The organism is Amycolatopsis balhimycina FH 1894 (assembly GCF_000384295.1).
Classification (GTDB): Bacteria; Actinomycetota; Actinomycetes; order Mycobacteriales; family Pseudonocardiaceae; genus Amycolatopsis; species Amycolatopsis balhimycina.
The window spans coordinates 7,668,208-7,682,157 of the sequence record NZ_KB913037.1 but is presented as its reverse complement, the minus strand read 5'-3'; the positions used below and the strand labels follow the sequence as shown (position 1 = coordinate 7,682,157).

Sequence of the window (13,950 nt, the reverse complement as noted above, 5' to 3'; positions counted from 1 at the left end):
TCCGCGAGCGCTCAGTAGCCGACGCGGAAGGTCGCGTCCTGCTTGTCCACAGCGGACGATGTACTGCCGAGGGGGTCGATCCGCAGCACGTAGGAGTAGTGCCGGACGTATCGGTCCGGGTAGTTGTGCGAGCGGAACGACGACCAGCTCGAGTCGGCGAGCCCCGGCGTCTGGTGGAAGGTGGCGTCCGCCTTGAACGTCGCCGAGCCGTCGTCGGCCACCAGGTGCAGCTCGTAGTCGCTGTGCCGCAGGTACCGGCCCGGGTAGTTGACGGATTCGAACGACACGCCGGCGGCGTCCGCCAGCCCGGGCACCAGCTTCCACAGCTGGTCTTGGTACGGGTCGAAGGGATAGGGGTCGATGCGGCCCACGGAGTCGGCGTGCCGGACGTAGCGGTCCGGGAAGTTGTAGGACTTGAGACGTCGCCACGCCGGCGCACCCCACTGCGCGACCAGGCCGGACATCTCCGCGGCGGTGATCGGCGTGATCCCGGGGTGCTTGGAGTTCAGCGGCTGGGTGTAGGCGCGGTCGTTGAGCAGCGTCCAGTTCCCCGCGGCCACGTCGGTGGTCTCCCAGCAGAAGAACCGGCCGTTGGGGCTCCACGTGTCACCCCAGAGGTACCAGCGGTTCCCCGACAGCGCGGGCACGATCTGCGGCGCCTCCACCCCCCGCCCGGGTGAGATTCCGGTCTTGTAGGTGGTGAAGCTGCCGGGGGCCAGGGAGCCGGAGCGCTGGCCGACCAGGGTGCTGTTGGTGTTGTTCTTGACGTACAGGTAGTTGACGCCACCGATGGTGGCCATCGTGCCGTCGATCGTCGCGTGACCGGGGTCGAAGAACACCTGCGGCGCACTCACCGTCGCGAAGTCGGTGGTGTAGTTGACCATGATGACGTCGTGGCCGCCGGACGCCGCCGAGTAGATGATCGCGTACTGGTTGCGCGACGGGTCCCAGAACGCCTCGGGCGCCCAGCTGTGCGTCGCCATCGAGTGCAGCTTGATCCGGCGGTAGCCGGTGAACCCACGCAGGTCCGCTGAGTCCCAGACGTGCACGTACTGGTTCTGTAGCGACCAGTCGGTGCCCTTGAGGTCGGTCGCCAGCACCACGAACCGGCCGTCCTGCTTGCGGAGCACGAACGGGTCGCGCAGCCCGCCGGTGCCCGCCGTCGGCGTCACCACCGGGTTGTTCTGGTTGAGCGGCATCCAGTCGAGGCCGTCCGCGCTGACCGCCAGGTGCAGCCCGTAGTCGGCACCGGTCATGGACGGCGACTCGGTGAAGTACGCCATGACGTAGGCGCCGGAGGCGGCCTGGGCGGAGGCTTTGCTGCCGAGTACGCCGGCGACCGCGACGCCCGCCGCCCCCGCCATCAGTCCTCGTCGACTGATCATCGTCCACCCATCTCGTCATCGAGTGCCGGGCATCCAAGAATTGTTAGCGCTAACAAGCCGTCGTAGTGTAGGTGACCCGCGCCACACGATGTCAAGGGTCCGATCGTCGGGGGTCGGACACCACCAGGCAAAACAGCCAATTGACCCCGCGCGGATCGGGAGCTATGTTAGCGCTCACTTCGCGCTCGGCCGCCGGTTGCGGCTTCGGAAACTCCCTCGCGTTGCCCCTCTTCCCGCGCCGTCGGCGCCCACCTCTTGGAGAGCCGGTATGCCCGTTCGACTCTCGGCGACGACGCTGTCGCCGAAGTTCGCCCGGCGGCCTCGACCGCTGACTGCGATCGTCACCACCCTCGCCATCGCCGCGGCGTCCACCACCGTCTGGGCCACCTCCGGCCACGCGGCGACCCTCGACGACGGCCTGGTCGTGCGCTACGACCTCACCGGCGGCGCCGGGACCACCGTGCCCGACGCGTCGGGGCACGGGCGGAACGCCACCGTCAGCGGCGACACCACGTGGCAGGGCGACGAGGGGCTGCGCCTGGGCGGCACGAACGGGCACGTCCGCCTGCCCGACAACCTGATGCGAGATCTCACGGACATCACGGTTTCGGTACAGGTGAACGTCGCGGCCGACCAGGGCACGCCGTATTTCCTGTGGGGCCTCGGCAACACGACCGGCGGCGCGGGCAACGGCTACCTGTTCACCACGGGCGACTCGTTCCGCGCCTCGATCGCCTCCGGCAACTGGTCCACCGAGCAGACCGCCGACGCGGGACGCACCCTCTCGCGCGGCAGCTGGCGCACGATCACCTACACCCTCGCCGGGGGGACCGCGGTCCTGTACGAGGACGGCATCGAAGCCGTCCGCAAGACCGGCATCACGATCACACCCGGCTCGATCGGCAATGGCACCACGACCGCCGACTACCTGGGCCGGTCGGTCTACGACGGCGACAAGTACCTCAAGGGGAGCGTCCGCGACTTCCGCGTCTACAACCGCGCGGTGACCGCCGACGAAGCCCGCGCCCTCGGCGAGCGCACCGCCGCCGGGCGCGCGGCGGCCGACGCGGCGGCTCTCACCCTCGGCGACACCTCGGCCGTCACCGACAACCTCACCCTGCCCAGGACGGGCACCGGCGGCTCGGCGATCGCCTGGACGTCGAGCAACCCGGCCGTGGTGTCCGCGACCGGCGTGGTGACGCGGCCCGCGCCCGGCGCCGGCGACGCGAAGGTGACCTTGACGGCGGCCGTCTCCTACGCCGGCCAGACCGCGAGCCGCTCCTTCACCGTCACGGTGCTGCAGGACATCACCGACCGGCAGAAGGTCGACAACGCGCTCAAGGACATCGTCCTCCCCGACCAGGACGCGATCCGCGGGAACATCACCCTGCCGGCCAAGGGCGCCCGCGACGTCACGCTGACCTGGTGCAGCCAGGACCCCCGCGTCGTCACCGCCACCGGCGAGGTGACCCGGCCGGCGGCCGGAGCGCGGCCCGCCAAGGCCCGCCTCACGGTTCGCGCGACGAAGGGCTCGGCGACGGCGGAACGCTCCTTCACCCTCACCGTCCTGCCGCTGCCTAAGAAGGAAGCGCTCGAGGGGTACATGTTCGCCTACTTCACCGGGGAGGCGACGCAGGACACCGAGCAGATCCACTTCGCGGCCAGCCGCGGGAACGACGCGCTGCACTGGGACGAGCTCAACGGCGGCCGTCCCGTCCTGCGCTCGAACTACGGCGAAACCGGCGTGCGCGACCCGTTCATCGTCCGCAGCCCGGAGGGCGACCGGTTCTACATCGTCGCCACCGACCTGCAGATCAACGACGGCCGCGGCTGGGACCAGGCGCAGCGGCACGGCAGCCAGTACCTGGAGATCTGGGAGTCGACCGACCTGGTGACCTGGTCGAACCAGCGGCACGTCCGGGTTTCCGATGACACAGCCGGCATGACGTGGGCCCCCGAAGCGACCTACGACCCCACGATCGGCGCCTACGTCGTCTACTGGGCCACCAGCCCCTACGCTCCCTCCGACGTCAACCACACCGGCGCGACGTACCCGCGGATGATGTACGCGACCACCCGCGACTTCCGGACGTTCAGCAAGCCCCAGGTGTGGAACGACCCCGGCGAAGGCGTCATCGACTCCACCGTCATCAAGGACGGCGACTACTACTACCGGCTCACCACCGACGGCAAGGTGATCGGGTCCTGCGAGCGCGACATCGTCCTGGAACGGTCGAAGAACCTGCGCGCGGTGGACCTGCCGACGACCAAGCCGCGCAACTGGCAGCTCGTCTCCGACTGCATCCGCACCAAGCTCGGCACCGACTGGGTCGAGGGCCCGACGGTGTTCAAGGCGAATGACAGCACCAAGACCTACGCCTTCATGGACGAGACGCCGCGTCGCGGGTACGTCCCGTTCGTCACCGATTCGCTGGCGAACCCGAACTGGACGATCCCGGCCGAGTACCAGCTCCCGAAGAGCCCGCGCCACGGCACGGTGCTGCCGGTGACGAAGGCCGAGCTCGCCAAGCTGCGGCAGGGACCGCCGCCGATGACCACCGACAAGAAGGGCGTCGTCGCGGACTACGACCTCGCGGCGGCGGGCTCGGGCGACACGGTCACCGACGTCTCCGGGAACCGGCGGGACGCCACGATGCACGGCGGTGTCACGCGTTCGGCGGACGGGCTCGCCTTCGCGGGCAAGGACGGGTACGTCGCGCTGCCGAACAACCTGATGAGCGGCCTGAGCGGGATCACGGTGTCCGCGCAGGTGTGGGTCGACCCCGGCCAGCAGACGCCGTACTTCCTCTGGAACCTGGGCAACAGCACTGACAACGCCGGTGACGGTTACATGTTCGCGACCGGGGACACCTACCGGGCCGCGATCGCGGCCGGCAACTGGTCGACCGAGCAGAACGCCGACAGCAAACGGGCACTGACCCGCGGCGCCTGGCACACCCTGACGTACACGCTGGCGAACGGGACAGCGCGGCTCTACGACAACGGCGTCGAAGTGGCGCATGTGGACGGTGTCACCGCGAAACCCGGTGACCTCGGCGCGGGCATCACGACGTCGAACTACCTCGGGCGGTCGGCCTACGGCGCCGACAAGTACTTCCAGGGCAAGATGCGGCGGTTCACCGTGTGGAACCGCGGCCTGACCGCCAAGGAGGTGCTCGGCACGCCGGGCAACGAGACGGCCGTCGGCTCAGTCACCCTCGACTCCCTCAAGGTGCCCGCGATCATCGACAGCGCGAAGGGCACCATCGTACTGCCCGTGAAGCCGGGCACCGACGTGCGGCGGCTCGCACCGGTGCTGCAGGTGGCCGACGGTACGCAGGTGTTCCCCCACAACGGATCGCGGCAGGACTTCACCGGGCCGGTGGGCTACTCGGTCGTCGGCGCCGGCTGGCAGCGGCGGACGTGGACGGTCAGCGCCGTCGTGATGAACAGCCCGGTCCTGCCCGGCTTCAACGCGGACCCGAACATCGTCCGCTTCGGTGACACCTACTACATCTACGCGACGACCGACGGCTACCCCGGCTGGTCGGGCACGACGTTCGACGCGTGGTCGAGCAAGGACCTCGTCACCTGGACCCGGCACCCGAAGATCCTCGACCTCGGCCCGGACGTGTCCTGGGCGGACAGCCGGGCGTGGGCGCCGACCATCACGCAGAAGAACGGGAAGTACTACTTCTACTTCTGCGCGGACGCCAAGATCGGCGTCGCGGTGTCGGACTCCCCCACCGGCCCGTTCACCGACGCGCTGGGCAAGCCGCTGATCGCGGCGAACCCGGGCGGCGGCCAGGCGATCGACCCGGCGGTGTTCACCGACGACGACGGCCAGACCTACCTGTACTGGGGCAACGGCAACGCCTACGTCGTGCCGCTGAACGCCGACCTGACGTCGTACGACCCGGCGAAGATCAAGCAGCTCACCGGGCTGGACGGGTTCCGCGAGGGGCTCTTCATGACGAAGCGCCAGGGCACCTACCACCTCACGTGGTCGATCGACGACACGGGCAGCGAGAACTACCGCGTCGGCTACGCGACGGCCACGAGCCCGCTGCTCGACGGGCTGGTCAACCGGGGCGTCATCCTGGAGAAGGACCCGTCGCTCGGCATCCTCGGCACCGGCCACCACAGCATCGTCCAGGTGCCGGGAACGGACGACTGGTACATCGCCTACCACCGCTTCGCCATCCCGGGAGGCGACGGTACCCATCGGGAAGTGACCATCGACCGGCTGCGGTTCGCCGCGGACGGCACCATCGCCAAGGTGGTGCCGACGCTCGGGAGCGTCCGGCCGCTCAAGTGATCCCACCCGGCCGGGGGAAATCGAGTCGATCAAGCGAACCGGATCCGCGTGGCGGCCGTATCTCCAAGCAGGACGGTGGACTACGCGGAGGGACAACGACGTGGCGCGCGAAGGGACACTGATCGGCGACCGGTACCGGCTGCTCGGCCCGGCTGGGCAGAGCACGGTGGTCTGGCACGCCCAGGACGAACGGCTCGACCGGATCGTCGCCGTCAAGCCGTTGTTCGACGAGCCGCCCGCGGCGCCGGCCATCCCCGCGCCGCGGGCGGCAGGCAGTGCGGCAACTGCGGCAATTTGTGACGTCGTCGACGAGAACAGCACCACCTACCTGGTGCTGGAGTACCCGGGGGCGCGGACGCTGACCGAGCTGCTCGACGAGCACGGCACGCTCGCCCCCGGGCTCGTCGCCCGGTTCGGCGCCCAGCTGGCCGCGGCGCTGGCCGCCGCGCACGACGAGGGCGTCCTGCACACCGCCGTCGATCCGGACCACGTCGTCGTCTCGGCCGAGAGCCGCGCGGGGATCACGAGCGGCGCGGGCGGCTCCGGCGCCCGCGCCTACCTCGCCCCCGAAGTGCTCGACGGCGGCTTCCCCGACTTCCCGGCGGAGGTGTTCTCCCTCGGCGCCACCCTCTACACGGCGCTGGAGGGACATCCTCCGTACGACGGCGCCGGGATCGTCCGCCCCCGGACGGACGGCCCGGTCACCGAGGCCGTGCTGCGGCTGCTCCACCTCTACCCGACGGCCCGGCCCACGATGGCGGCGGCCGAGGAGCTGCTGAGCGTCTTGCTGGGCGGTACGGACGGCGGGGCGAAACGTACCGCCTCGAGCGACTACCGCTGCGTGTAGGGCGCGGTCGACGGCCCGTGCTCAGCCGGTGATGCGGACTTCGATCGCCGGGGTGTAGATCAGCCGTCCGTGGGCGGTGACGCGGACCAGGGCCCACCAGTGCGCGCCGGGGCGGGCCGTGGTTGCCGCGTGGATCGTGATCGGGGCCGTCGCGCGTCCGTCCGCCGCCAGGTGGAACGGCTGGACCCGTGGGCCGATCGTCAGCTCGCCCGCCCAGGTGCCGAACGGGCTGATCACCGCCACCCCGCCCCGGATTTCGCTCTGGGCCCGGTTGGCCAGCGACACCACCAGCTCCGCGCTTCCGCCCGGTTCCACCGCGATCGCCTCGGTCGCGAACTCGACGTCGACCAGGTCGTCGCACGCCGGTGGCGCCCCCACCAGGATTTCGGCCGTGTCTTCGAGAGTCTGGCCGTGGTCGTCGGAAATCCGGGCGGCGAGCAGGTACCGGCCCGGTGCCGCCGGTCCCCGCACCTCGACCGCCATCCGGGCGTGCTCTCCCGGCTCGAGGTCGTAGCCCAGATCCGGGGCCTGCTCGATCCGCCACCGCGGGGGCAGGTCCAGCTCGACACGCCCGCGCGCCTGGCGGCCGCTGCAGCCGACCGTGACGTCGAACCGGGCCCGGCCGTCCTCGCCGAGTTTCAGCCGGGGCGGGGTGACGTGCACGCTGACCGGCAGGTTGCCAATCGGCGCCGGCCCTTCGTTGTGCAGCCAGTATCGCGTGTGGATCGGCTGCACCGGCTCCACCACGCGAACGATGCCCCGGCCGGTCTCCGCGCCGCGGAGGGCGGGATCCAGCCGGAGGGTCGCCACGTCGGCGGCCCCCAGGTCGACACGCGCGCGTCCGTCGTCGACCGGAAGTGGCTCGCCGCGCTCCTCGAGGAGGTCGGTGCGCCACGCCGACCGGACCCCGCCGTGCAGCGAGACGAACGCCGTGGCCGGTGTCCCGGCCGGCTCGTACACCCGCAGCGTGATCGCGTCCGAGGGGGCGATCACCGCTCCCGAAGCGAGCGGGTTGCCCGCCGATTTCGCCGCCGTCAGAAGGACTTCGGCCGGTTCGACGGCGATCAGGCTCAGTGTGGGCGGCAGCGCGCCGCCGCCGGCGGGCACCTGCCGGGCCCGGAGCGGGTGGGCGGCTTCCTGCGCGCCGCGCGGGAAGCCGGCGTCACGCCAGTCGCCTTCCCCGGCGATGACGGCGAAGTCGAAGGTGTGGGTCCAGTGCTGCCAGGCGAAACTCGAGCCGTCCGGCGCGGTCCGGCGTTCGCCGTCGATCCACACCCCGCTGGGCCAGCCGCCGCACGAGCGCATCAGCGACAGGTGCAGAGTGCCGCCCGGGTCCACGACGAACCCGGGTGTGCCGTGGTTGACGACCGCGACGGAGTAGCCGTCGACGGGTTCGGCGGTGCCCGCCAGCCCGTCGGGGACCCGGACTTCGAGGGTGGCACCGGCGCGTAGCTCGTCGGTGGCCGCCGTGACGTCCCCGATGACCAGCACCGGCAGGTCGCGCGGTCCCCGGAGGTCGGCGTCGGGCACCCAGGCTTCGCGCCGGGTCCGGGTCGCCGGGACGAACACCCGGCCGTGGCGGTCGAACGCCTCGCGGTAAGCGGGCTCGGCGCCGGCGAAAACCTCGGCGGCGTACGGGTTGTCCCCACCCAGCACGATCCGGACGTCGGGCAGGTTCGAGTCGGCGTCCAGGGCGCCGTAGCGCGGGCCGCCCGGGCGGGTGCACGTGGCTGTCACGCCCTTCGCGGCCAGCGCCGCCACCAGGGCCCGGACCTCGGGCCCGGGGTCGACGGGCTCGACGACTTCGGCGACGCCGATGGCATGCGCGGTCCGGGTGCCGTCGTCGCCGACGAGGGCGACACGCGCTGTCGCCGACAGCCCGGCCCAGGTGTGGGCCGGGGTGTCCAGGGTCCACAGGTGCTCGGCCGCGTCCACGTCGGGGAAGCCGAACGACCGGCCGATCGCCCCGAAGCCGACCTCGGCCACCGGGAGCGCTCCGGGCACGGCGAAGTCGAACCTGGCCCGCAGGAGCCGGTCCCGGCCCACCGATCCGTCGACGTGGGTGCGAACGTCCACACGGGACACTCCGCGCCACAACGTCGTGCACTGGGTGATCCGCAAGCCGTCCAGCGACGTCGTCGCGACGAGCCGCTCCCCCAGCGGGCTGGTCTCGACGACGACCTCCGCCGCGCCGGGGCCGTGGCCGGGTCCCTTGGGCAGCAGGTGCCACGGTCCCTCGCCCCACACCGGGTGCTCGGCGTGCTCGTCCTGGACCACCAGCCCGGCCGCGAGGCCGCCGTCCCGCAGCAGTGCCCGGCCGGCCCGCCGGTCGTGGACGCGCTTGAGCGCACCCCCGCGCGCCGGGTCGGCTTCGACGGCGAAGACGTCGTTTTCGATCGACGGCGGCCCTGGCCGGACCGTCCACCCCGGCGGCACGGCGTCCGCGTTGACGACCCGATAGACCCGGTAGCCGAGCGCGGGTACCTCGGAAGCGAGAAAGGTCAGCGTGATTTCTTCTAGGGAGCCGTCGCGGTGCCGCACGGCCGCGTCCGCGACCGCGGGGACCGCCCGGCCGTCCGGGTCCACCACGCGCGCGCCCGCCATCCCGGGCTCCAGGTGCACGGTCACCGTCGTCACCGCGTCACGGGCCCAGGACAGCGTGTTGAGCACGAAGACGGCCACGCCGTCCCCGGACGTGTCGGCGTGCCGGGCCAGTTCGGCGATCGCGCCGTCCAAGACCTCGCCGCCGCGCTCGGCCGCTTCACGCCAGCCCGTGAGCAGGTCCAGGTAGACCTGGTCGGACTCGGTGCCGGTGATCGCGTCGTGGTGGGCGCCGTAGACCAGCTGCCGCCAGGCCTTGTCGAGGGCTTCGTGCGGGTACCGCGCGCCGAGCAGGGCGGCGAGGGTCGCCGCGCGCTCCCCGTCGAGCACCACGACCTCGGCGGCGCGCTGGGCCTGCTTCGTGTCGATGTAGGAGACGTCCTTGCCGGTGTAGACCGGGTTCATGTCCCGGGTCTGCACGCTGATCGCCGTGCCACGCGCCGCCGCGTCCGCGCGGACCGCGGCGAAGAAGTCCCGGGGCAGGCCGACGACGAACCGCGGCCAGACGTAGCGGGCGTTCCAGGTGCGGTGGATCTCGGTGCAGAACCGCGACGGGATGTTGTGGTCGTGCCCGACCGGCAGCAGCACGTTGCGCGTGGCGGCGACCTGCCGCAGCGTGCTGAACTGCCGGTAGGCCTCCGCCATCGCCTCCTCGAGAGTGTCCTGGCGCTCGATGCCCCACCCGGCGACATAGTGGTCGGCCATGTAGGCGGTCAGCAGGCCCCGCCCGCTCGGCGAGATCCACTCGAACTCCGACGGGAACTGCATCCGGCCGATGTCGCCGGTGTGCCGCTTCGCCCCTACGTGGTGCCACGGTCCGCGCGCCCAGGCGCTCGAGTCGAGACCGGCGTCGGCCATCAGCCCGGGGTAGGCCGGGTCGTGGCCGAACACGTCGAGCATCCACGCCGAACGCGGCTCGCCGCCCAGGACGTCCCGCTGGTAGCCGACGCCGTAGACGGCGTTGCGGATCGTCGACTCCGGGTGGGTCAGGTTCGTGTTGGCCTCGTTGTAGTTGCCGCCCACCAGCTCGATCCGGCCGTCGCGCAGGAACCGCCGCAGGTCGTGGCGGTCGCCGGGGAAGGTGTCCCAGTGCGGCTTGAGGTAGTCGACCTCGGCCAGGACGAACCGGTAGTCCTCGTCGTCGCGGGCGGCTTCGAGGTGCGCGCGGACGAGGTCGAACGCCGAGCGCTGGAAGTGCATCCGCTTTTCCTGCGCCAGCGGCAGGTCGAGCCAGGTGTCGGTGAAGCCGGCCTGGGTGTTCCACCACACCGGGTCGTAGTGGAAGTGCGACACCATCCACATCGTCCAGCCGGTTTCCGCCACGACGAGGTCCGCCTCCGCCGTGACGCGCTCCCCGGCCGACTCCGCGACCACGGTGACCCGGTGCGTGGAGCCTTCCGGCGCCTGGAAGGCAACGCCGACTTCCACCGTCACGCCGTCCGGGTGGACGTCGGCGGTGACGGGTTCGGGCGTGACCACCCGCTTGCCCTCGACGCGGATCCGCACCGGAGCCCGCGGCCCGCTCAGCGTCACCCGGACGACTTGGCGGGCCGCGGCGGCGGAGCCGATGAACAGGTCGGTGCCCCGCACGGCGGTGATGCGCACTGCTCTCCTACTTGGCGTTGGCGAGCGCCGTCTTGGCGTCGCTGAAGAACTGGGTCACGCCGGCGGCGATCGACATCTTGCCGAACGCGATCTGCTTGGCCGCCGAGTCGAGCGCGGTCTTGACGTCGCCGTAGCCCGGCGGCGCGGTCGGCGCGGTGGGCAGGGCGTCCTTGGCAACCTGCGCGGCCACGTACTCGCCGAAGTCCATGTCCGCCTTCTCGGGGACGGTGGCGGTCGGCGCGAGGAGGTTCTTCGCCTTGTCCGACGGCGGGAGCCCGCGCTGCAGCTTCATCGTCTTGATCGCGTCGTCGTCGTTGAGGAAGAAGTTGATCAGCTTCGCCGCGCCCTCCGGGTTCTTGCTCTTCACCGGGATGCACAGCAGCACGCCGCCGGACAGCGCCTGGCCCGTCTTGCCGTTCGCACGCGGCACGACGACCAGCTTCAGCTCGTGCTGGGTCAGCGGCTGCATCTGGGCGAGACCCCAGCCGGTGGTCATCGCGATCTGGCCGGTGATGAACGGGTGGTTGCCGGTCGCCGCGTCGGTGTTGCTCAGCAGTGTCGGCGGGCAGATCGCGCCCGCCTTGCGCAGGCCGTCCCAGAAGGTGAACCACTCGGTCAGGTCGTCCGGACCGAACCCGAGCGTCTGGTCGGCGGTGTAGAGGTCCTTGCCGCGCTGGCGCAGCCACGGCTGCAGCGCGCCCGAATCGTCCTTCGACGCGTCCAGTGCACCGTACTTGTTCGGGCCCCACGCCTTGGAGACCTCGGTGGCGATTGTGCCGAAGTCCTGCCACGTCCAGTCGTTGGTCGGGGCGGTGATCTTCAGCTGGTCGAAGACCGTCTTGTCGTAGAGCACCGGGGCGTTGCCGGAGCCGGAGGGGACACCGAAGGTCTTGCCCTTCACCGCGCCCGCCCCGCGCACCGGCGCGTACAGCGTGTCCAGGCCGATCGTGCCGGGGATGTAGGTACCCAGGTCGGTGAGCACATTCCGGTTCGCGTAGGTGCTGACGTAGGCGGTGTCCATCTGGAAGATGTCGGGCGGGTTGCCGCCGGCGAACTCCGTGTTCAGCTTGTCGAAGTAGCCGTCGTAGCCGGAGTACTGGGTGGTGACGGCGATCCCGGTCTTGTCGGTGAAGATCTTCACCGCTTTCTGGTAGGCGTCGTTGCGGGCGTTGCCGCCCCACCAGCGGAAGGTCAGCGCGTTGCCCGCGGGGCCCGACCCGGTGCTGGGCGGCGCGAACCCGCAGCCCGCGAGCGCGGCCGAGGCCACTCCCGCCCCGGCGATCCCGAGAAATCCCCTCCTGGACACCTGTTGTGCCATGACGGTCTCACTTTCTGCTGGAGTGTGGGTTTCAGCCTTTGATGCCGGAGTTGGCCACGCCGTCGACCAGGCGTTTCTGGCAGACCAGGAACACCACGACCGTCGGGACGAGGGTGACGACCGACATCGCGAGCATGCCGCCGTAGCTGGACCCGCTCGCCCGGTCGATGAAGGAGTTGAGTCCCAAGGGGACGGTGTAGCGCGACTTGTCGGACAGGTAGACCAGCTGGCGCAGGAAGTCGTTGAACGTCCAGATGAACGTCAGGACCCCGGTCGTCAGCAGGGCCGGCCGCAGGAGCGGGAGGATCACCGAGAAGAAGATCCGGCCGTGCCCGGCGCCGTCGATGGCCGCCGCTTCGTCCAGTTCGCGGGGAATGCCCCGGATGAACTGCACCATCAGGAAGATGAAGAACGAGTCGAACGCCAGCAGCTGCGGGACCACCAGCGGCAGGAACGTGTTGATCCAGTTCAGCTTGTAGAAGATCGTGTACTGCGGGATCATCGTGGCCTGGAACGGCAGCATCAGCGTCCCGAGCATCAGCCCGAACCACAGCTTGCGGAAGGCGAAGTCGAGCCGGGCGAACGCGTACGCGGCGAGCGAGCAGGACGCGATGTTGCCGATCACCACGCAGATCGCGATGGTCGCCGAGTTCGTGAGGTAGACGGTGAACGACGTCCCGGTCGCGGTCCAGCCACTGAGATAGTTCTCGAAGGTGAAGTGCCACGGGATCGGGTTCAGCGTGCTGAAGATCTGGTTCTCCGGCTTGAACGACGCCCCGACCAGCCACACCAGCGGGTAGATCATCACGACGACCCCGGCGAGCAGCACCGCGTGGGCGCGCCAGTGGTGCTTCGTGGTCTTGATGGCCATCTCGGTCCTTTCGGCCGTGGTGCGTTCAGTCCGCGTAGGTGACCCAGCGCCGCGACGAAGCGAAGTACAGGGCGGTGAAGAGGCCGATCACCAGGAACAGGACCCACGCCATCGCCGACGCGTAACCCATCTGCAGGCTCGTGAACCCCTTGCGGTAGAGGTAAAGCGTGTACAGCATGGTCGAATCGATCGGCCCGCCGAGGCCGCCGCTGACCACGTACGCCGGGGTGAACGTCTGGAACGCGTTGATCGTCTCCAGGACCAGGTTGAAGAAGATCACCGGGGACAGCATCGGCACGGTGATCCGGAAGAACATCCGGATCCGGCCGGCGCCGTCCAGCTCCGCCGCCTCGTACAGGTCCTTCGGGATCTGTTTCAGCCCGGCGAGGAAGATCAGCATCGGGGTGCCGAACTGCCAGCCCGACAGCAGGATCAGCGTCCACAGCGCGAACCGCGGGTCGCCGATCCAGTCCGCGCCGCGGACGCCGAAGAAGCCCAGCACCTGGTTCAGCAGGCCCTGCTGCGAAAAGATCTGGCGCCACATCACCGAAACGGCGACGCTCGCCCCGAGCAGTGAGGGCAGGTAGAACACCGAACGGTAGAACCCCAGCGCGCGCAGGCCCCGGTTCAGCACCGCGGCGACGACGAGCGCGGCCGCGAGCTTGAGCGGCACGGAGAAGACGACGTAGGTGAGCGTGACCTTGACCGAGTGCAGGAACTTCTCGTCCTGCCACATCGCCAGGTAGTTCTGGAAGCCGATCCACTGCGGCGAGCTCAGCAGGTCGAACTTCGTCAGCGAGAGGTAGAGCGAATACCCCATCGGGATCAGCACGAACCCGAAGATGCCGAGGAACCACGGCGACAGGAAGGCGTACGCCGCCAGGTTGTCCCGGTGCCGCTTCCGGCGGCGCCGGGCGGGCGCGGTCTTCGCCGCCGGCGGGATCCCGGTTTCGACAGGGTGCGTTGCTGCTTCGGCTGACATCGGCTGCTCCCGGGACTCCAGCG

The 13,950-nt window shown here is 70.3% G+C and carries 7 protein-coding genes; 2 read left to right on the top strand and 5 right to left on the bottom strand.

Annotation, left to right across the window (positions count from 1 at the left end):
• Positions 1-11: 11 nt before the first annotated feature.
• Positions 12-1,364 carry a glycoside hydrolase family 43 protein gene (locus A3CE_RS0135460; RefSeq protein WP_020644849.1) on the bottom strand — a complete coding sequence of 451 codons (1,353 nt, stop codon included), beginning with the start codon at positions 1,362-1,364 and terminating at the stop codon, positions 12-14.
• A gap of 289 nt (positions 1,365-1,653) precedes the next feature.
• Between A3CE_RS0135460 and A3CE_RS52125 the strand changes: the two genes are divergently transcribed.
• Together A3CE_RS52125 and A3CE_RS0135450 are read left to right on the top strand one after the other, a co-directional pair.
• On the top strand, positions 1,654-5,703 hold the full coding sequence (locus A3CE_RS52125) for a family 43 glycosylhydrolase (protein ID WP_020644848.1): 4,050 nt from the start codon (positions 1,654-1,656) through the stop codon (positions 5,701-5,703).
• A gap of 100 nt (positions 5,704-5,803) precedes the next feature.
• Positions 5,804-6,550, top strand: coding sequence for a protein kinase domain-containing protein (locus A3CE_RS0135450; RefSeq protein WP_020644847.1), 747 nt, complete (start codon positions 5,804-5,806; stop codon positions 6,548-6,550).
• Between the two features lie 21 nt (positions 6,551-6,571).
• Here the strand turns inward: A3CE_RS0135450 and A3CE_RS0135445 are convergent, their stop codons facing one another.
• From A3CE_RS0135445 to A3CE_RS0135430, 4 genes are read right to left on the bottom strand one after another with little or no spacing between them, the layout of a single operon-like run.
• Entirely contained in the window at positions 6,572-10,756 is a 4,185-nt protein-coding gene (locus A3CE_RS0135445) for a glycoside hydrolase family 38 N-terminal domain-containing protein (protein ID WP_020644846.1), read from the bottom strand.
• 7 nt (positions 10,757-10,763) lie between these two features.
• Positions 10,764-12,074: an ABC transporter substrate-binding protein gene (locus A3CE_RS0135440; RefSeq protein WP_084641895.1), complete on the bottom strand. Its 1,311-nt coding sequence runs from the start codon at positions 12,072-12,074 to the stop codon at positions 10,764-10,766.
• A gap of 31 nt (positions 12,075-12,105) precedes the next feature.
• Positions 12,106-12,945, bottom strand: a complete 840-nt coding sequence (locus A3CE_RS0135435) for a carbohydrate ABC transporter permease (RefSeq protein WP_020644844.1) — start codon at positions 12,943-12,945, stop codon at positions 12,106-12,108.
• Positions 12,946-12,970: 25 nt separating this feature from the next.
• Positions 12,971-13,927, bottom strand: coding sequence for a carbohydrate ABC transporter permease (locus A3CE_RS0135430; protein ID WP_020644843.1), 957 nt, complete (start codon positions 13,925-13,927; stop codon positions 12,971-12,973).
• Positions 13,928-13,950 lie beyond the last annotated feature (23 nt).